The sequence below is a fragment of the Microcoleus sp. MON1_C5 genome (assembly GCF_036701875.1).
Lineage (GTDB): Bacteria > Cyanobacteriota > Cyanobacteriia > Cyanobacteriales > Microcoleaceae > Microcoleus.
In genome coordinates this window covers 1-17,818 of sequence record NZ_JAUBRN010000087.1, presented here as the reverse complement: position 1 = coordinate 17,818, position 17,818 = coordinate 1, and the positions used below count along the sequence as shown (strand labels likewise).

General features: G+C 45.8%; 17 protein-coding genes and 1 pseudogene. 6 read left to right on the top strand and 12 right to left on the bottom strand.

Going from position 1 to position 17,818, the window contains the following annotated elements; genetic code table 11:
* Positions 1–75 precede the first annotated feature (75 nt).
* The 3 genes and pseudogenes from QUA71_RS26945 to QUA71_RS26935 all read right to left on the bottom strand — a co-directional run.
* A pseudogene (locus tag QUA71_RS26945) lies at positions 76–318 on the bottom strand (Rpn family recombination-promoting nuclease/putative transposase); the annotation flags it as partial.
* 63 nt (positions 319–381) lie between these two features.
* On the bottom strand, positions 382–1,965 hold the full coding sequence (locus QUA71_RS26940; RefSeq protein ID WP_333289811.1) for a chloride channel protein: 1,584 nt from the start codon (positions 1,963–1,965) through the stop codon (positions 382–384).
* A 396-nt stretch (positions 1,966–2,361) separates the two neighbouring features.
* Positions 2,362–3,795, bottom strand: coding sequence for a hypothetical protein (locus QUA71_RS26935; protein WP_333289809.1), 1,434 nt, complete (start codon positions 3,793–3,795; stop codon positions 2,362–2,364).
* Positions 3,796–3,868: 73 nt separating this feature from the next.
* Between QUA71_RS26935 and QUA71_RS26930 the strand changes: the two genes are divergently transcribed.
* On the top strand, positions 3,869–4,483 hold the full coding sequence (locus tag QUA71_RS26930; RefSeq protein WP_333289807.1) for a pentapeptide repeat-containing protein: 615 nt from the start codon (positions 3,869–3,871) through the stop codon (positions 4,481–4,483).
* Positions 4,484–4,935: 452 nt separating this feature from the next.
* Here QUA71_RS26930 and QUA71_RS26925 read toward each other — a convergent pair whose 3' ends face one another.
* The 4 genes from QUA71_RS26925 to QUA71_RS26910 all read right to left on the bottom strand — a co-directional run bounded on the left by QUA71_RS26925 (position 4,936) and on the right by QUA71_RS26910 (position 8,004).
* Positions 4,936–5,553, bottom strand: a complete 618-nt coding sequence (locus tag QUA71_RS26925) for a hypothetical protein (RefSeq protein ID WP_333289805.1) — start codon at positions 5,551–5,553, stop codon at positions 4,936–4,938.
* Between the two features lie 283 nt (positions 5,554–5,836).
* Positions 5,837–6,229, bottom strand: a complete 393-nt coding sequence (locus QUA71_RS26920; RefSeq protein ID WP_333289803.1) for a hypothetical protein — start codon at positions 6,227–6,229, stop codon at positions 5,837–5,839.
* A gap of 350 nt (positions 6,230–6,579) precedes the next feature.
* Complete coding sequence (locus QUA71_RS26915) at positions 6,580–6,834, bottom strand: type II toxin-antitoxin system PemK/MazF family toxin (RefSeq protein WP_333289801.1); 255 nt, start codon at positions 6,832–6,834, stop codon at positions 6,580–6,582.
* Positions 6,835–7,554: 720 nt separating this feature from the next.
* Entirely contained in the window at positions 7,555–8,004 is a 450-nt protein-coding gene (locus QUA71_RS26910) for a PLAT/LH2 domain-containing protein (protein ID WP_333289799.1), read from the bottom strand.
* Positions 8,005–8,433: 429 nt separating this feature from the next.
* On the opposite strand from QUA71_RS26910, the gene QUA71_RS26905 reads away from it, so the two are divergent.
* Positions 8,434–9,723: an NB-ARC domain-containing protein gene (locus QUA71_RS26905; protein WP_333289798.1), complete on the top strand. Its 1,290-nt coding sequence runs from the start codon at positions 8,434–8,436 to the stop codon at positions 9,721–9,723.
* Positions 9,724–9,835: 112 nt separating this feature from the next.
* Here the strand turns inward: QUA71_RS26905 and QUA71_RS26900 are convergent, their stop codons facing one another.
* Together QUA71_RS26900 and QUA71_RS26895 are read right to left on the bottom strand one after the other, a co-directional pair.
* Positions 9,836–10,351 (bottom strand): isoprenylcysteine carboxylmethyltransferase family protein, encoded by a 516-nt coding sequence (locus QUA71_RS26900; protein WP_333289796.1) that lies wholly within the window; start codon positions 10,349–10,351, stop codon positions 9,836–9,838.
* A 159-nt stretch (positions 10,352–10,510) separates the two neighbouring features.
* A complete protein-coding gene (locus QUA71_RS26895) occupies positions 10,511–11,455 on the bottom strand; it encodes an aldo/keto reductase (RefSeq protein ID WP_333289813.1) in 945 nt (314 codons plus the stop codon).
* 142 nt (positions 11,456–11,597) lie between these two features.
* Here QUA71_RS26895 and QUA71_RS26890 point away from each other — a divergent pair, with 142 nt between their 5' ends.
* The 4 genes from QUA71_RS26890 to QUA71_RS26875 all read left to right on the top strand — a co-directional run bounded on the left by QUA71_RS26890 (position 11,598) and on the right by QUA71_RS26875 (position 14,476).
* Positions 11,598–13,031 carry a BCD family MFS transporter gene (locus QUA71_RS26890; protein ID WP_333289794.1) on the top strand — a complete coding sequence of 478 codons (1,434 nt, stop codon included), beginning with the start codon at positions 11,598–11,600 and terminating at the stop codon, positions 13,029–13,031.
* Positions 13,032–13,110: 79 nt separating this feature from the next.
* Positions 13,111–13,941, top strand: coding sequence for an inositol monophosphatase family protein (locus tag QUA71_RS26885; RefSeq protein WP_333289792.1), 831 nt, complete (start codon positions 13,111–13,113; stop codon positions 13,939–13,941).
* Positions 13,942–14,006: 65 nt separating this feature from the next.
* Entirely contained in the window at positions 14,007–14,177 is a 171-nt protein-coding gene (locus QUA71_RS26880; RefSeq protein WP_333289790.1) for a hypothetical protein, read from the top strand.
* A 95-nt stretch (positions 14,178–14,272) separates the two neighbouring features.
* The gene (locus QUA71_RS26875) at positions 14,273–14,476 is read left to right on the top strand and encodes a hypothetical protein (RefSeq protein ID WP_333289788.1); all 204 of its coding nucleotides are present in this window, start codon (positions 14,273–14,275) and stop codon (positions 14,474–14,476) included.
* Positions 14,477–14,631: 155 nt separating this feature from the next.
* On the opposite strand, the gene QUA71_RS26870 is transcribed toward QUA71_RS26875, so the two are convergent.
* The 3 genes from QUA71_RS26870 to QUA71_RS26860 all read right to left on the bottom strand — a co-directional run bounded on the left by QUA71_RS26870 (position 14,632) and on the right by QUA71_RS26860 (position 17,044).
* Positions 14,632–15,213, bottom strand: coding sequence for an NAD(P)H-dependent oxidoreductase (locus tag QUA71_RS26870; RefSeq protein WP_333289787.1), 582 nt, complete (start codon positions 15,211–15,213; stop codon positions 14,632–14,634).
* Between the two features lie 38 nt (positions 15,214–15,251).
* Positions 15,252–16,133 (bottom strand): ChaN family lipoprotein, encoded by an 882-nt coding sequence (locus tag QUA71_RS26865; RefSeq protein ID WP_333289785.1) that lies wholly within the window; start codon positions 16,131–16,133, stop codon positions 15,252–15,254.
* Positions 16,134–16,681: 548 nt separating this feature from the next.
* The gene (locus tag QUA71_RS26860; RefSeq protein ID WP_333289783.1) at positions 16,682–17,044 is read right to left on the bottom strand and encodes a cupin domain-containing protein; all 363 of its coding nucleotides are present in this window, start codon (positions 17,042–17,044) and stop codon (positions 16,682–16,684) included.
* Positions 17,045–17,818: the final 774 nt, after the last annotated feature.

The window sequence follows — 17,818 nt, the reverse complement described above, 5'->3', positions numbered from 1 at the left end:
AGAAATGAGTTCACTATCTTCTTACACTTTCATTCTGGAAGCTTTATTCTATGCAGCTTCATATTAAATTGGTATGAGTACCTGCATTTCAATAATTACTAAAGTGCCGTCGCTAAGTTTGGCTTTCACATCTAGATAACTATCTTTTAAGCCTTCAAGTTTGGGTGGTAGATTTGGGTTGATAATTTCTAAGTCTTGGATGGTGCGATTGCCTTCATAAATTAGAGCGTTGAGAAAGCTAATCAGAATGTCTTTGCTTTCTGAGGAACCGAAGATTTTTTTGAAGGCGTAATCGGTTTTTGGGTTGATAAATATCATGGTTGTCAGATGGGTGCTTTTCGACTATTAGTTTGGTGAGGAAGCAACCGGAATCGAACTCACTCAGACTGCTGATTTTGTTTCAGGCAAAGGCTTGACATCTTCTGGTAAATGTGCATTAGCCATAGCCAGCACTGCCTCCTCGATACTGTGTTCGCCGTCGATCGGAAGTTGGCAAGAAATCAGTTCTGTGACGATGCGATCGCCCAGAACATCTTCCCAATCCTGCAACTGTTCTCTGGCTTTGATCGGTGTATTGAGAGCCACGTCTACGCCCATTTGCTGAAGGTTGAGGCTGTGAGCTGTCGATCGGCGGTTTACCCACTCCACCAGCCAAACGCTCAATCCGACTGCTGCCATCAAAGGCAAGACAATCCGATAATCGCGGGTTAATTCAAACATCAACAGGATGGCTGTCAGCGGCGCTCTGGCGCTGCCGGCGAGGACGGCGGCCATTCCCACCATGGCGTAGGCGGGAGGACCGGCGACTCGATCGGTCATTGCCGGCAGCATTTCCAAAAAGAGGCCGTAAGCCGAACCGAGGGAAGCTCCCAAAAACATCGCCGGAGCGAAGATGCCGCCCACTAAACCGCTGCCGAGGCTGATTGCGGTCATCGCCAGTTTGACAAACAGCAGCAGCAGCAGCAAAGGCAAGGAAAATTTAACATCTTGGAGCATTGCTTGGACTGTTTCGTAGCCGACACCCAAAATTTGAGGCAATTGCAGGGCGACTAAGCCGACGCAGGCCCCGCCGACGATCGGGTGAAGCGGCCGGGGCAGTCGTCCGAGCCAAGCAAATCCTCGGATTTTTCCTTGAAAACAGCGATCGGCCAATTGAATTGCTTCTGTGTAGGCTAGAGACACTCCGCTGGCCAAAAGTCCCAATCCCATGTACAGAGGCAGTTCTAGGGGGCTGCGGACATCGTAAACCGGCAAAGAAAAGGCCGGCTGAGCTCCCAAGCAGATTTGAGCGATGAGCGCGGATACTACGGCGGAGAGCAAGACAACGCTGACTGAGGAAGTGGCGAAGGTGCTGCCGAGCACGACTTCTAAGGCAAAGAACACTCCGGCGATGGGAGAGTTAAACCCGGCAGATAAACCTGCAGCAGCTCCGGCGCCCAGGAGCAAGCGCTGCCGTTCAGGGGAGAGCTGCAAGACTTGAGCCAGCAGCATTCCGAAGTTGGCGCCGATTTCGACGCTGGGGGCTTCCGGGCCGAGGGAGGCGCCGGTGCCGAGGGAAACTGAGGCTGCCACCATTTTGGTGATGGGTTTGAGGGGGGAGAGTTCTTGCAGCCCGCGGGTGGCTGCAATTAAGGAAGACATATTCGGGCCAAAATCCCGAAACCGCCAGCGCATCAGCCCGATGATGACTCCGCCGAGGGTGGGAATGCAGGCTAGCGTCCAAGAGCCTTTCGACGCGATCGCCCCCATGAAGTCTTCCAGCATCAGGCTGTGGATGAAGTGGATGAGGTAGTGAAACGTGACGACGCCTGCGCCCGTAACTCCCCCGATGACTAGGGAGAGGATGAGCAAGAGGGTTTCTGGGCTCGGGTGCAGGCGATTGAATAGCGGGCTTAGGCGGGAGGCTTGGGGAGTTGCTGCGGTTGGCCCGGGTGGCGGCAGATCCACAGGATGGGTGGCTCTCATTTAGCGGTTAATTCTTCCGTGAGGAGTTATATAATTATTACAATTTATTTCTTATTTTCATTTTGAGTTATTTTACGGGAATTGACAACTTAATTAAGGCCTATTTTAGGGAAATTTTTTGGGCTGACCACTGGGGTGGAATGACTGATTCTGAGGAGCGGCGGATTTGGCGTGATTGTATGCTAAGTTACATTCAAACTTAGATATACTCTGGCGATAATGCTAATTAACTATATTTACCCTGTGGGTGGTTAGGCAGATCGCATCAGTGAACTACCAATATCATATAACTCAGTAAAAAACAACTTTAAAATTAAAGAATTGGCGATTTGAGATTTTACCTTACAACCACAAATCTCAAATCTCCAATTTTAAATCCCTCGCTCGCGCCTACTATCACATCGGTTGTTGAGTGGGCGGAATTCTTGGTCTGGGTTTGGCGATCGACATTAGCGGATCGCCGATGGTGGCGACTTTCCAGGGAGGGGATTCTAGCTGGCGTGCTGCGATTAAAAAGGGTGAGCCTCGCTTCAGGCGATCGACCATTAATTTAGGTGGAATAAAGGCAGATAAAAGAGGTTCGTTGACGCTGCCAATATATGCGTAAGCACCATTTTCTAGCCACCTTCCGGCAACCGTGTTGTTGTCATCTGGGGCGGCTGCTGACCAACTGTGGATCATGTGGATTGCTGCGGGAAATAGGAGTTTTGGTATGTCCTCAACTGAAGCGTCGCCGTTGCCAACTTGGAATGATTTGGGATAGCCTTTGGAATTCATTAATATTAAGTCAAATGTCCACGGTTTTGAGGCTAAACTCCGCCACTTTTCCAGGCTCGATTCTGGTTTCTGCACTACTTCGACATTCAAACCTATGGTTTTTAGTCCGCTAGCTGCTTCCTCCATTTCATATTTTCCCCAATTTCCTTCCTTGGGGTAACTGTCATAAAGCATTGCGGTTTCGGTATCAAGAAATAAGGCGCACATGGCTTGATAGATCGATCGTACTTCCGAGCCGTAAATCCAGCCGACCGCCGCCCAGCGTTCGCCGTTGGGGTGTCTTCCCAAACCGTCTGTAACGGCTAGTTGTTCGTCGGGTTTTTCAGGAGATTGATATTTGACTGCTAGTTGGCGTACAATGGTTATTGTGTCGAGCGGGTCTGCAAGTTGAGAGTAAAAATATCCGGTTGATTCGACGGCTTTTGTAACTGCTAGTTGCAGACTTTTCCACTGTGTGTTATTGAGGGTATCGTTGGGTTTTCCGAAGTTGCCTTCTAGAAAGACTAAAGGTTGACCGTGAGCGGCTGCTAAGGCAACTGCGGCAGAACGTGCCGGGTCGTTTTCTGATGTGATTACTACTCCTGGGGGTTCCCAGCCGAGTTGCTTCCATTGTGCTTTTAAAGTTTGAGTATCGGTGGCATTCCAAGCTGCTGCTGAGGCGTTCAGCATTAATTGTTGGAGTTTTTGATTTTTTGGCAGTTGCTGTTTGATGCTTGGCAAACGCACTATTTCTTCGGGTTGAAAGCGCTGCAAAAACATCGGCGTATATTTTTTGTCTTCGATGAGAATAGGCCAGTTTCCTTTGAGATTCCATTTTTGGATTGCTGCTAAGAAGGTGGCTTCGTCGGGTACTAAAACTACGCGGTTGACTGTTGGTATGTTGTCACGGAGGATGGCTGCTCGGAGGCCTGTTTGAATTGGCCAGGGTTCTTGTTTGGCTGAGGCGGGAAGTTGAAAGGGTTTTTTGAAAAGGCGATCGCATCCGACACCGATTATTGCTAAGCTTACAATAAGTGCGATCGCGAGTAATTTAAATTTTAACTGTTTTTTCATAGGGGCAGGGGAAGGAAGGAACTAGGTTATAAATACGAACAATTATCCAAATATTTTTAGGGGCTGCAAGCGGATGTTTCGACGGGCGGGACAAAAGAAGATTGTAAGTGCGCTCTGGCTGGTAACTTTTAGTATTATTGCCTTAGCAACTACAGGTTTAATAATTGTCGCAGCGAACCGTTCGTCAGTCAAGCATCAAGTCCGGCAATTGCTGACAGCGAGGGAATGTCAAGGTTGCAATCTTTCCGGGGCGAATTTGAGCGAAGTTTTTCTGGAAGGCGTCAATTTAGAAAAAGCCAACCTAAAAGATGCCAATTTGTGGAGCGCGCATTTGGTAAGTGCTAACTTGAAACAGGCAAATTTGGCTGGGGTTTACCTGATAAGCAGCAATTTGGCAGGGGCAAATTTCGAGGGAAGCAATCTAGAAAATGCGTTTTTAGAGGATGCTTATTTGGGAGGGAGTAATTTGAGAAATGCTAACTTAAGAGGTGCTTTTATGAAAGGTGTTTTTTTGGTAACTGCTGACTTGGAGGGGGCGAATTTGGAGGGGGCTAATCTGTGGATGGCAAATCTGGAAGGTGCTAATTTGAAGGGCGCTAATTTGAGGAACGCTTTGCTGTTGGATACTAATTTAGAAGGGGCGAATTTAAAGGGTGCGGTGATGCCTGACGGTACGCCGCACGAATGAAAGTCAGTTGACAGTTGACAAGAAAGCTGTCATGAGTCATCAGTCAGGGGAAAGAGCGATTCCCTACCCTTCGGGAACCCCTACGGGAAGATAGCTTCGCACGCGCGTACTCTTCACCTTTATTTCCGTTATTTGGTGAGGAGATGAAGGAGTGACGAGGTGCGATCGGCATCCTAAAAGATTTTACAATTTTACTGGCCGCGTGCTGGTTTGCAATCTACGAAACCTAATGCCTCTGTGTCGATAAAACTGGCGAGCGAATCTCAATAACAGGTTCGATCGGGTATTCAATTTCAAGCAGCACGAGCAATTAGAGCGGCTTGAATTCGCTCGGGCAAGCGTCCTAAAATGATTTCGGCATCAGCGAGGTAAAGTTCTGAAGTTTGGCTTGCATAGCTTCACCTTTCGGTTTAATTTGAACGTTGCAAATTGTTATGCTGCCACACTTTCTACTAGCTACTTATTCCTGCCATTAGCGATCTCCATATATACGCTAATATGGCAAATAATATGGCAAATATTGAGGCACCTACAAACGGCAATATTTTACGACCAATATTAGATAACACAACTAGAAGTGCAAAAAACGCAATTATAGTGGCTGCAATTCTTGTGATATTTAAAGGAAACTGAAAAGCAAGCAGGAGTAATCCGAGCGACAACAGCAGGTTGGACAAATGAAAAAGTACAAGGGCAACATTAAACACTCTATATTTAGTTTTTTTAGCTGCAAAACTAATGGAATTAGCAAAAATGCCAGCCGAATAAATATAGAGTCCTGCAGAAAGTAGAACCAAGCCCACAACCCAGTCTTTGCCGCTGTTGCTTTCTATTGTACCAGGAGTTAAAGCTAACACCACAATTGTTATGCTGAAACCACCCAAGACACCTGCCACAGAGGAAAACGCAGCGGCAGCCGACGATGTATCTGCTTCACCAGCAAGAGCATTCGCCAGCGTCAGAATCTCCTCCTCATTAACTGGGGAAGAAGCATCTGACGATGTATCGGTTGCAGAAACAGGAAGTTGTGGTGCTACTCCTTCATTTGATGAGGATGCAAATTCATTCATCTTCGTGTAGTTATTGCTGCTGAAATTTACTGAAGAATAAACCACCCCGATCGTCCTGTCGGTGATAAAAAGTGACCGATTTTTGTAAATCTTTGTAAATTGGTCAATTGTTGAATTAGGGGAAAGGGCGATTCCCTACCCTTCACCGAAGGCACGCACGTTCGGGATAGCTTCGCTTCACGTACTTGCAACCTTCTTAATTCAAAGAATCAACCAACTCGATCGCCCTGCCGATGAGAAAAGCCACTGCGATCGCTCAAATGTAGAGTTTTACTTGTAAGTATCATTTTTGTTCCGCATCGGATGTGGATGGCATTTTAATTACTAAATCTCCTATCATCAGTTCTGCTTCTGTAAAAGCTTGGGTTAAATCTTTAACAGAACTTTCACCTTCACGAAATCTAATTGTTTCGGCTTTTAAGTGTCTTTGCGCTTGACGAAATCCATTACCTTTTCGTCCAACACCGGTCGTCTCAAGGATAGCCACTGAAGCTGCGCTTAGTCCCGCAAAAACTTTTGTCCTGAAACTTCCTAGTTCGTCGATAAAGGTAGCGACAATTAATGAGGAGAGTACCGAAGTGACTCCTAAAGTTACAGAAATAGAGTGCAATATTACGGCCGATCGATGCCATCTATTGGTTTGACTCTCCATTTTTTCAAGCATTTCTTGTGTCATACACTTAACTATTTATTCACTTGTTGTCGATCGAGAGGAAAGAGCGATCGCACTTCTAACTTTTATTTCCCGTTATTTGGTGAGGATATGAAGAAGTGATGAGGTGCGATCGCTATTCTAATAGCTAGCAGCTTGGTGTACTGCGGGCGATCGCGCTGATGGAGCAAATGAGGGCGATCGTTGAGAGATATTCACGTAGTCTGTTAAGCAGTGGTGCTGTTATCTCCCTTGGATTCTCTGCTGTACCTCATTCATGACTCATATCCCAAGGTTAGCAAAACTACGTCTTCCAATTGAGAAATTATATCGGGACTCAGTTGTCCAATCTTCCGAATCAAACGAGTTTTATCTCACACACGCATCTGAAAACACAGGGCGACAGAATCTTGGCTCAACCCACCATTACGCTGGTCGATCGGTAAGCCTATGGGCAAGGCCGCACGGCGTTGGTTCGTGGTAATGGGAATGGCAATGGTCGTGGTTGAGAACTGGGAAACAAGGTCATTTTGGAAGATGATGACGGGGCCAGTGCCTGCTTGTTCAGAACTTTGGGTCGGATTGAGGTCAGCCAACCAAAATTCACCCCGTTTCAGCGGATTGGTCATGGTTAGTCTTCCTGATGGAGTATTGCTGCATAGTCGTTCATGCCTGCTTCAGCAAGGGCACGGTCTTCATCGGCAAATTCCGTAAATAGGGCAGCCAGTTGGATTGGATCGAGGATAGCTCGACGACGCCGATCGCGAAACTTCAAAAAGGCAATAAAGTCAGCTACTTCCTTGAGTTAATTGCGGGTCAATTGCTCTAAGCCTTGCTTGAGGGCTTCAGTGCTCATAGGGATAGCAGGAAAATAATAGTCAGAAGTTTTCTTTATTGTATGCTCAGTGCGATCGCGTTCGCCGTAAAGTGGGTCGAACATTATTGAGCCTATTATCTGCGCCCCCTTCCCAAGTATCTGCTTGTTTTCTGCCTTAATTATTCAAAGAATAAATCATTCCGCTCGCCCTGTCTGTGAGAAAAAGTGACAGGCTTTTGTAAAGGTTTGTAAGTTAGTAAATTGTTGATTTAGAGGAAACAGTGATCGCACCTGCAACCTTCATTTCCCGTTATTTGGTGCGGATATGAAGGGGTGAGGTGCGATCACTACTCTAATAGCTAGCAGTTTGGTGTACTGCAGGCGATCGAACTGATGGAGCCAATCAGATTTTACAAACGCGCAGGCTGCTGTGACAGCTCAACTCTTGAGCGGCTGCAAACAACCTTCGCAATGTACTAATGTCTTTTGTCAGTCCGCTCCAAGCGAATGTTAGGCTGCTTGTAATCTACAACTAGCTAAAAATGGCTCCAACTGCATTGGTAATCTCAAGAATTACTCCTCCAGGAATAGACAAGTCTGGACTACCGAGACCCACGTCATGCCAGTTGGGATCGCCTTGAGCAACCTCCACCCACCTATTAGGTCTATAGAAAAGCTGTTTACCAGATAGGTTAGTTCTACTAACAGCAATCCAGGACAAGTACCAAGCGTCATAGCTCACATCTTTATTTATATGTGCTGACTCATGCTTTACACGCATTGACAGTTCGGCAACTTCACCTGAACCTCCATCCACTCGATAGACGTTCAGATCTCCTCTCTCGCGATCGTCTCCAGCGTTATCCAATGTTTTCCAATTGGATTGGGTGCCATCGGAGTAGACAAGTTTTATATCCACATCAAAATCCGTTCCAGCCTTATTGACATCTCCTGTACGGATAGCGATTATAAGGTCAGCCATGAATTTAATTACCTCTCTCTAATCATGGTGTCGCAGATACGTTACAATAATCTTCCTAGTTGGTCGCTCCCGCACATTTGCGGTTTAACTCCGAACAGTCTGATAGCTTTTGCTCTGCCTTAATTCAAAGAATAAACTACTCCGATCGCCCTGCCGGTGAGAAAAAGTGACAGGCTTTTGTAAACTTGCGTAAATTCACTCGATCGATTTGAGATTTGAGAATTGACCTCATCCCAAATCCGGGTTTAATACCCCTCTTATTTCTTAGTCGGGCGTTGCGCCGACTTTGTTTGTATCGTAGCGGTTTCAAACGCCGAATATAAAATGGACTAGCTTGCGGTTAATTCAGTAAATTTGTTTTCTCTCCTGAAAAACAACCCGCACTCAGAATAATCGGTAAATCTACTGAATAAGTCAAAATGACAAACTATGACACCACAAGAGGCGATCGCCCTAGTCGATCATCTGTTACAATCGGCAAACAAAAAGCTAAAACTCAATGACATTCAATCCCGCGTTATTCTGTACGCTTGGGAAGGATACTCTTATCAAGAAATAGCCGCTCGATTACTTTACGAACCCGATTCTATTAAACACATCGGTGCCAAATTGTGGCAAACTCTATCTCAAATCATCGGTGAAAAAGTCTCAAAGCAAAATCTTCAAGCAGTCTTGCGCCGCTACCAGCACAGCAGCGCACCAGATAACTGCATCCAAGATTGGGGAGAAGCGATCGATGTTTCCTATTTTTACAACCGCTTGCAGGAATTAGAAACTTTAGAAACTTGGATTAGCGGCAATTCTACCCGCGCGATCGGGATTTTTGGACTTGGCGGTATCGGCAAAACTTCTTTGTCTGTCAAACTCGCCCAGCAACTTCAATCTCAATTTGAATTTGTAATTTGGCGGAGTTTGCAGCAAGCACCGCCATTAGATGCTATCCTCGGCGATATTTTACCAATTTTAACTGGTTCATCAACCGCCAAAAATTACTCTATTAACGCTCTCGTGGAACAGTTGCGGCAAAAACGCTGTTTGTTAATTCTCGACAATCTGGAATCTATTTTGCAAGGGGGAAATCGCAGCGGACAATACCAACAAGGCTATGAAGATTACGGACTGTTATTTGCCCGCATTGCTGACGAACCCCACCAAAGTTGTCTGATTTTAACCGGAAGGGAACAACCGCGCGGATTTGCCCTGCGATCGGGCGAAAATTTACCCGTGCGATCGCTCCAACTCTTCGGAGTTTCACCGCCCGTATGCCAGAAAATCCTCGCCGATAAAGGATTAAAAGCAACGCTATGGCAGTGTCAAAATCTTGTCAACCATTTTGGTGGTAATCCCCTCGCAATCAAACTTGCTGCAACTACGATTAAAACTATTTTTAGCGGTGACATTGACGCATTTTTAGCGCAAGGAAATACTGTTTTTAGCGATTTGTGGGATTTGCTCGATTGCCAGTTCGATCGCTTGTCTCCTTTGCAACAACAAATTATGTATGGGATTGCAATTAATCAAGAAAGAGCAACTCCTGCGAATTTAAAAGCAGAAATTTTACCCCAAGTTTCGGGCCGACAACTGATGGAAGCATTGCAGGCGCTGGCAGATCGATCGCTCATTTTCGATGAGCGATCGCTTAATTATACCGCATCAACAAGTTTAATGCTACAACCTGCGATTGCCGAGTATGTTAGAGAACGATTGCTCGAAAAGTAGCTCAAAGTGGGTCTTTTTAAGGGGGATGCGAAGGGGATCTAGACTCAGGTAAAAACAATACCGAAATCTAAACTGATTCATTTGCGATCGCACACTACGGGCTATCCAACTTTTAATAAATGCCCGGAATTAGTTTTTTTACTCGCTGGCGGTACTCTGAATAGGCTGGATATTTTTTGGTTAACCAGGTTTCTTCTCGCTTGGCTTTGAGCTCGAAAAGTATTATTAATAGTGCGCTGACTATTAAGTGGGATATGCTCATTTGAAAAAGTGTCCAGCCGAGGGCTGCTAAAATTAAGCCGCTGTATAATGGATGCCGCACTATTCCGTAAATGCCTGTTTGGACTAATTCTCCGTCTTCTCTGGGATACGGTAAAGGGGTGAGGTTTTTTCCTAAGTCTATCAATGCTTTGATGATGAAAATTAATCCGGTTAAGCCGAGAATACTGGCTATAAACCAGATAATATAAAGTAAGTGGGTTGATTGAATTTTTAATCCGGGCAGTTGATAAACTGGTAAGATTACAAATCCTGTGAGCAATCCTCCTTGAAGCAAAACTAAATATTCGCCGCGGCTGTTTTTGCGCCAGCCTTCGCGAGTGAAACCCCAGTCAGTTAAGATTTTCATAGTAAGACAAAGGAAGAAGGAAGAAGGAAGAAGGAAGAGGGAAGAGGGAAGAGAAAAATGAACTGTAGGTTGGGTAGAACTTGGGTTTCATTCTACGGGTCCAACCTACAGGATATTTACACTCAACATTCAAGAGTGAACTGTGAACAATTAACAAATTTATTCTAGCCAGGGACGAGTCATTAGTTCTAGTTGGTTGACTTCATCTTGGCTTAAAGTCCAGCCTAATGCGCCGGCGTTTTCTTGGGCTTGTTTTGCGGTTTTGGCACCGGGAATGGGGATGACTCCGTTTTGGCATATCAACCAGTTTAGGGCTACTTGGGCGGGCGTGCGATCGCGCTTTCTGCCCATTTTTCGCAGGGTGGACATGACTAATTCAATTTTTTCGATGCCGCTTTTACTGAAGCGGGAGTCCATTTTGCGGGCTCCTGTAGGTTGTTCTTGGGCTGTGTATTTGCCGGTAAGCAATCCTTGGGCTAAGGGGCTGTACGCTAAAATTGTGACTCCCAATTCGCGGGCTGCACTCACAATTCCTTGTTTTTCTACTTGCCGCGACAGCAAGGAGTAACGCACTTGATTTGTTGCTAGGGGAACGCCTCTTGCTGCTAGTATTTTGTGGGCTTGCCGCATCTGTTCTACTGAATAGTTGCTGACTCCTACTGCTTGAATTCTGCCTTGTTTTACTTCATCCGCTAACGCGTTCATCAGGGTTTCTTGACTCAGTAAAAAAGTGAAGGGCCAGTGAACTTGGTAGAGGGCTATTTGTTCTACTTGCAAGCGTTTTAAGCTGGCACTCAAAGCGTCGGAAACTGATTTTCCTGTAATCCGCCAAGGTACGGGGCCGAATTTGGTGGCTATTTGCACGGGTTGGGTGGTTTTTTTGAGAAACTGCCCCAGTAATTCTTCTGACAAGCCGTTACCGTAGACTTCGGCTGTGTCGAAAAAGTTGACTCCGCTGTCTAGGGATGTTTTGAATGCTGCTTCGACTTCGGCGGCGCCGTAGTTGCTGCCGTAGTTCCAAAATAGTTTGTCGCCCCAAGCCCAAGTTCCGACGCACAGGGGAATGACGGCTGGGCCATTTTGTCCTAGGGTAATGGTTGTCACGGTTGGTAAATCCACAATTCTTTATTGTCTATTATTTTTCTATAAATAGTCGCGATCGAGCTTCTAGCCGGGGGAGGAAACGCGGCTGGTGGCGAGTATGTCAGTTACTATAAATGCAAATGCTGTGTTTATTTGAATAGCTATGTCGATCGACCGTTTGCCAGATTCAAGATTAACAGATTCCGCGACTCCTGCCATCAAAAGAGTTTCCCTCCTGACTATGTTCCGGTTGGGTTTGTTTCAGATGGGATTGGGCATGATGTCGATTTTGACGCTGGGGGTGCTCAATCGCATCATGATTAAGGAGTTGGCGATTCCGGCTACTGTGGTGGCTGGTACGCTGGCGATGCACCAGTTTGTCGCGCCGGCTAGGGTGTGGTTCGGGCAAATGTCTGATGCTAGGCCTTTGTTTGGCCATCACCGCACAGGTTATGTGTGGGTAGGAAGCGTTTTGTTTGTGATTTCTGCTTTTTTGGCGGTACAGGTGATGTGGCGCTTGGGCAGCAGTTTGGAGGCTGTGGGTTGGACGACTCCTACTTACGGTTGGGTGGGTTTGTTGGGTTTGATTTTTGCGCTTTACGGTATTGCTATTTGTTCGAGTTCGACTCCTTTTGCTGCTTTGTTGGTGGATGTTTCCGATGAGGAGGATCGATCGAAGTTGGTGGGTGTGGTGTGGTCGATGCTGATGGTTGGTATTATTATCGGGGCGATTATTAGCAGCGGTTTGCTGAAGCAAATTGATGGGGATGTGCCACGGGAAGTTTTGCAGGCTTCGATTAATGGTTTGTTTGTGAAGGTGCCGGCGCTTGTTTTGCTGTTGGTGGGGATTGCGACTTTTGGCGTTGAGAAAAAGTATTCGCGGTACAAAGTGCGATCGTCCGCAGTGAATCGAGAAGATAAAATTACTCTGGGAAGTGCGCTGCGGATTTTGACTGCTAGTCGCCAAACCGGTTTGTTTTTTACTTTCCTGCTGGTTATGACAATTTGCTTGTTTATGCAGGATGCGGTTTTGGAACCTTACGGCGGGGAAATTTTTAAGATGGCGATTTCGGAAACTACTCGGTTGAATGCTATTTACGGTACTGGTACTCTGATCGGTTTGGCTACCACTGGTTTTTTTATTGTACCGCGCCTCGGCAAGCAAAATACGATTAGGTTGGGATGTTTGTCGGTGGCTGCTTGTTTTGGTTTAATTATTTTATCTGGATTTACAGGAAATCCAATTGTGTTTAAGTCGGCTTTAATGTTGTTTGGTTTAGCTTCGGGTATTACTACGACGGGGGCGCTGAGTTTGATGTTGGATTTGACTGCTGCAGAAACTGCTGGCACTTTTATTGGCGCTTGGGGTTTGTCGCAGGCGATGGCGCGGGGTGTGGCGACGATTAGCGGCGGTGCTATTTTGGATTTGGGCAGGAGTTTGTTTGGGGTGCCGATGTTGGCTTATGGGTTGGTGTTTGCTGTGCCGGCGGTGGGTATGATTCTGGCTGTTTGGTTGTTGGGTAGGGTGGATGTTGAGGAGTTTCAGGATAATGCTAAAAGTGCGATCGCAACTATTCTTGAAAATGACTTAGACTGATGTTTTGTCAGTTGCCAGTTGGCAGTTGGCAGTTGTCAGTTAATAGTTCCAATAACTAATAACCAATAACTAATAACTCATGAAAGATTTTTGGGATTCTATTTTAAGTTTTGCACGGGTTACTGTCGATCGAGTGGGGCAGCAGTTGTTGCAAGATTTCGGTTCTGCACAAGCGGATGAGAAGGATGATGGGAGTTTGGTTACGCAGTCTGACAATTGGGCGGATGCAGAAATTAGAAGTGCGATCGCATCTGCTTTTCCCACTCACGGGATTTTAAGTGAGGAAGGAGAACAGGTTTTCCCCGATACTGAATGGTGCTGGATTGTCGATCCTTTGGATGGTACAACTAATTTTGCTAGGGGAATTCCGATTTGGGGTATTTCTTTGGGTTTGTTGTATCGCGGAACTCCGGTTTTTGGCTGCGTGCATTTGCCGCCAATTAATCAGTCTTTTCACGGTTTTTATGCACCTGATTTGGCGGGCGGCGTGTTTGACAATATGCCTCAAGGTGCGTTTTTAAACGGGCAGCCAATTCGGCCGAGTGCTGATAAAATGAGCGGAAATCATTTTTTTAATTTGTGTTCGCGGAGTGTGGGAATCGCGCCTCATCTTCCGAGTAAAGTTCGGATGTTGGGTATGGCTAGTTACAATTTTTTGACTGTGGCTTCGGGTGCGGTGTTGGGAGGGGTGGAAGCGACGCCGAAAATTTGGGATATTGCCGGGAGTTGGGTAATTGTGAAGGCTGCTGGTGCGGTTTGGTTGCCGCTGGAATCCCAGGGTATTTTTCCGCTGGAAGTGGGGAAGAATTACGGGAGGACTTCTTATCCGACTTTGGTGATGAATCGGCAGGAGTTGGTGTCGGTGTTTTTGCCGTTTGTGGAGGCTTGGAAAAAGAAAAAAATGGGGTGATTTGTGTGAAGCGAAGCTATGCCGTAGGAAATCGAACAATTATTAAATAAAACTGCAGGGCAGGCGTGACGGAGGAGTCTCCCACGCCTGCCGTGCTGTTTGGAAGAAATATACCGACCGATGACCGATGGTTCAAGTATGCCTACTCTCGTCTATTTCTGCCAATCTGCGATCGGGTGGTTTTGTTTTACGTCGATCGGGTGATGCGGTTTCGTACAATTTGTGGTAAGTTTTGAACTCGCTATTATATCTGAGAAATAAAATTATACCCGTTTTCAAGTAGAGGTACAAGGGTAAATAGATTTACTGCGGTGTTGGAAAAAGTAGATGAGTGGTAGATTGGCTAGGTCGAAGAGTTAGCCTGTGGGAAGATACAAGAATAAACCTTGGAAGAAACTCAGAAAATTATGCGGTTTGCGATCGCACTACTCTCGATAGCACAATTTCAGGGATTCACCAGACGGATGATTTTCTAAGTGCAATTCTCAAGCGCGACTACTCGTTTTACCAGGTGCTGAGTCGGGATATCCGGTGAATGTCATGTTAATTTGGGGTTGAGTATAACAGGCAATCAACTACGATCTTAGCAATTTTGCGAGGCGATCGCACTTGATGCAGCCAGCGCAATAACAGATGCTGGGATTGGGACACAACATTGCTGTGTCCCTACTGCAAAATGAATTTATTGCTTCAGGCGATTAATTTCGACAGCACATTAGACAACTTAGCACCGAGATTCTCAACAGCGTCCTGCTGTTTGGGATCTTTCATCGTACCGTCAGCATTAAATGCTTCAAAAGCTTGGGGAATTGCTTTCTGATCCGGGAGTACCAATACGTTAATATTCCCCAGGATCGATCGCAAATGCACTAATCCCCGCAAACCGCCCATTCCCCCTGGGGAAGCACTCATAATTACCGCTACTTTGCCAGTAAATGCCACCAATCCCGGTTCACCCGGTGCTGGGCGCGATACCCAATCAATCGCATTTTTCAACACAGGCGTAATTGAACTGTTATATTCAGGGGAAGCTATCAAAAAGCCGTCATGCGCTACCATCAATTCCTTCAATTTGCGGGCATTTTCTGGCATTCCCTCTTTTGCTTCTAAATCTTCGTCAAATAGCGGCATCGGCAAATCGCGCAAATCTAAATATGTAACTTCTGCACCCGCCGCCGTAGCCCCAGCCGCCGCAACTTTTACCAGCAGTTTGTTATAGGATGCTTCGCGGGTACTCCCCGCAAATGCAAGTATTTTTGGTCTGTTTGTCATTGATTTTTTCCTGATTATTGCTTGCGCGTATAATTGTACTATTTCGAGTGATTCCAAACAAAGTCAGCAATGGGTCTATCTGCGGACAAAGGAAGATTTTCAATGGAATTGAATAAAACCGATCGCACTTTGAGATTCCCGACCCCCAAACGCCTCTCGACGCGGCTGGGAATGCCGTAACCGTAAATAATGTGTCCTTTCCCCACCAACACGACAACTTGATAGTCGGGGTTTGCTTTGACAAATTCAGCTATTTTTTCCGCCATAGTTTCGTCCCACAAAACTTGGGCTTGCAAGAATCTTTCAAAACCCGTACTATTTCCCTGTGCTGCCTTTTGGTGTTGCTGGAAAACTTCTAGCAGCAGTTGCCGATATTCGGCGTTGTCGGTGCGAATTTCCGATATTGGGGGAATGTGCTTTTTTTCCTCTGCTGTGAGGCTTTCTAAACCTTGACTGGCAACTTTTCTCGTTACTTCGGATGGTGTATTTAAGGCGAGGACAGGTAGTTGATTTTCTTTGGCAAACCGCAAAATGGGGGCGTAAGATTCCCAGGGAAAACGCCATCTGCGATCGTACTCTGTTTGCTCGACTAATTGCTCTTCAGTCAGTTTACCTGCTAAGTAGTTGTCGATCGCGCTTTGAAAGGGACGCTGAAACATTTCCATCGCGATCGCAATTTTCCGATTTTGCCGGTGCATTTCTCGGATAATCGCCAGTTGAGCTTGGTGGTCTTCCGCGCTATCGTGGGTTTCTCCCAGATACACGACTTTTGCCTTTACCAACTGTTGCAGAATCTCTTGGTTAGTGTAAGTTTGCCCAGGTTGAGGGTTAGCCGTCGTTTGCGCTGTCACTACACTGCTGCACAGCAGGAAGATGCCGATCGATAAGGCGCACAGTTTGATGAGTTTGGTTGTTTTCATACAAATATTATGCCGTTTCTCGCAGCAGCAAGCACAGCCGAACTCTACTATTTTAGCTGAGCAGCTAGAAAGCTCAATGCTTAATTTAACTTCATAATTATCCGCAGTTACTTCTAAAAATGTAAAGTTTAGTTGCAGGTACTTGCGCTTCTAGAAGAAGGTGCTAAATTAATAATATGAAGCGAACAAAAAGCTTCTCTGACAGATACCACATCTAGATACCACAGCGAAGTTCACAATAGAATCTAAGGAGTAAAACCGCTGTTTAATCTCACATCTGTCTCATCAAAAACCAATAGCAGCACCCACCAACAAAGCTGATACTTCCTCAACTAATTAGAGGGGAGCAATGCAACTGAATCCGAGGATTATTGCAACTCCACATCGAAGTTTAAAAAAGAGGAATTCACTCGGTACATATGGCTGGGTGCTGTTGTTGTTAAAAGAGATTTTCGGTTTGTGATGTTTTTTTCAGTAGAGGCAGGCTTCTAGATAGGCGTTACCGGGCAGAGCCGGGTAACGAGCCTAAAGGGAGAAAAACTAGAAAATTACTGGAAAATGGTCTCGTCTTCCTTTCGCCACGCGGGATCGACGATACAAATAAATATTAGCGGCTCGGTGCCACAGTTGTAAATAAACTGCTTGGCGTTTGGCGGAATGTAAACTGCATCTCCGGCTTCCACGAATTGATTTTCGTCGTCGATGTGCATTTCTCCAACGCCGCTGATGATGTAGTAAACTTCAGAAGTTGTCAGGGAGTGCAGCGCAGAAGTTTGTCCCGGTGGCAAAGCGGCGTGGGCTAAACTGTAACGCAAATCCACAGCTTGTTTGTCTGGATGCAGTAATTCTCGCAGTTGAGTACCGTCGCCAGCAATAAACTCGTCGCAGGCATTTAGCTTTTGAATTAGCATTCTTTCCCATCTCCTGAAAATCTCTTTACCACAAGATCAGTTTAATTGAAAAGACATCTGGAAAAATCCCCAAATCGTTGGATTGAAAAGTTTGTGGCTGTTTGACACCTGCGGTCAAACAGCCACAAACGGAACAGGCGATCGGGCGAGAGAAGATTAATTAATAGAAACAAGCCTATTTAATCAACCATTTTAATTCATTATTTTTATTTAATTGCACTTTAACGAAGCAGAACTATCCCACCTATTGGGACTTAGACACTTTAAGGCCCCTAAACGGGCCGGGACTTAAACAAATTTCAAGCCCAAACTTGGTATGTGTGTGGCAAATACGTCACCATTATTTTGCACGCAACGGACAAATCTATAAGATATGGCTGTTCTCAAAGCATGGGGGCATGGCGTCGGGCGTGGTTTTTTTTCAGGAGTGTAGCTTGACGTAAAAAGCACTATCCTCTATAAATTATAAGCTATCTATTCTTATTTCATTGTTTAAGTCCCGTTAGCTGTAGTAGGAGCAGTAGCACTTGGAGCTGCTTGCTGTAGACGTGACCCAGTGGATTTGAGCTACTGAAAACTCCATTCCTAAACCTTATAGATGTCTAGAAATGGAGTTTATCAGAGGAGTATTATGCCTTGGAGCTGGTTGAGCAATCGTTTGGATGATTTCCTACTGTAGAAATGCTAATACAAAGCACTTATACCAATTTTACATGAAGTTGCATAGAATAAAGATAATGTTGAGAGGTGATGAGTTATGGCACGTCAACTGAT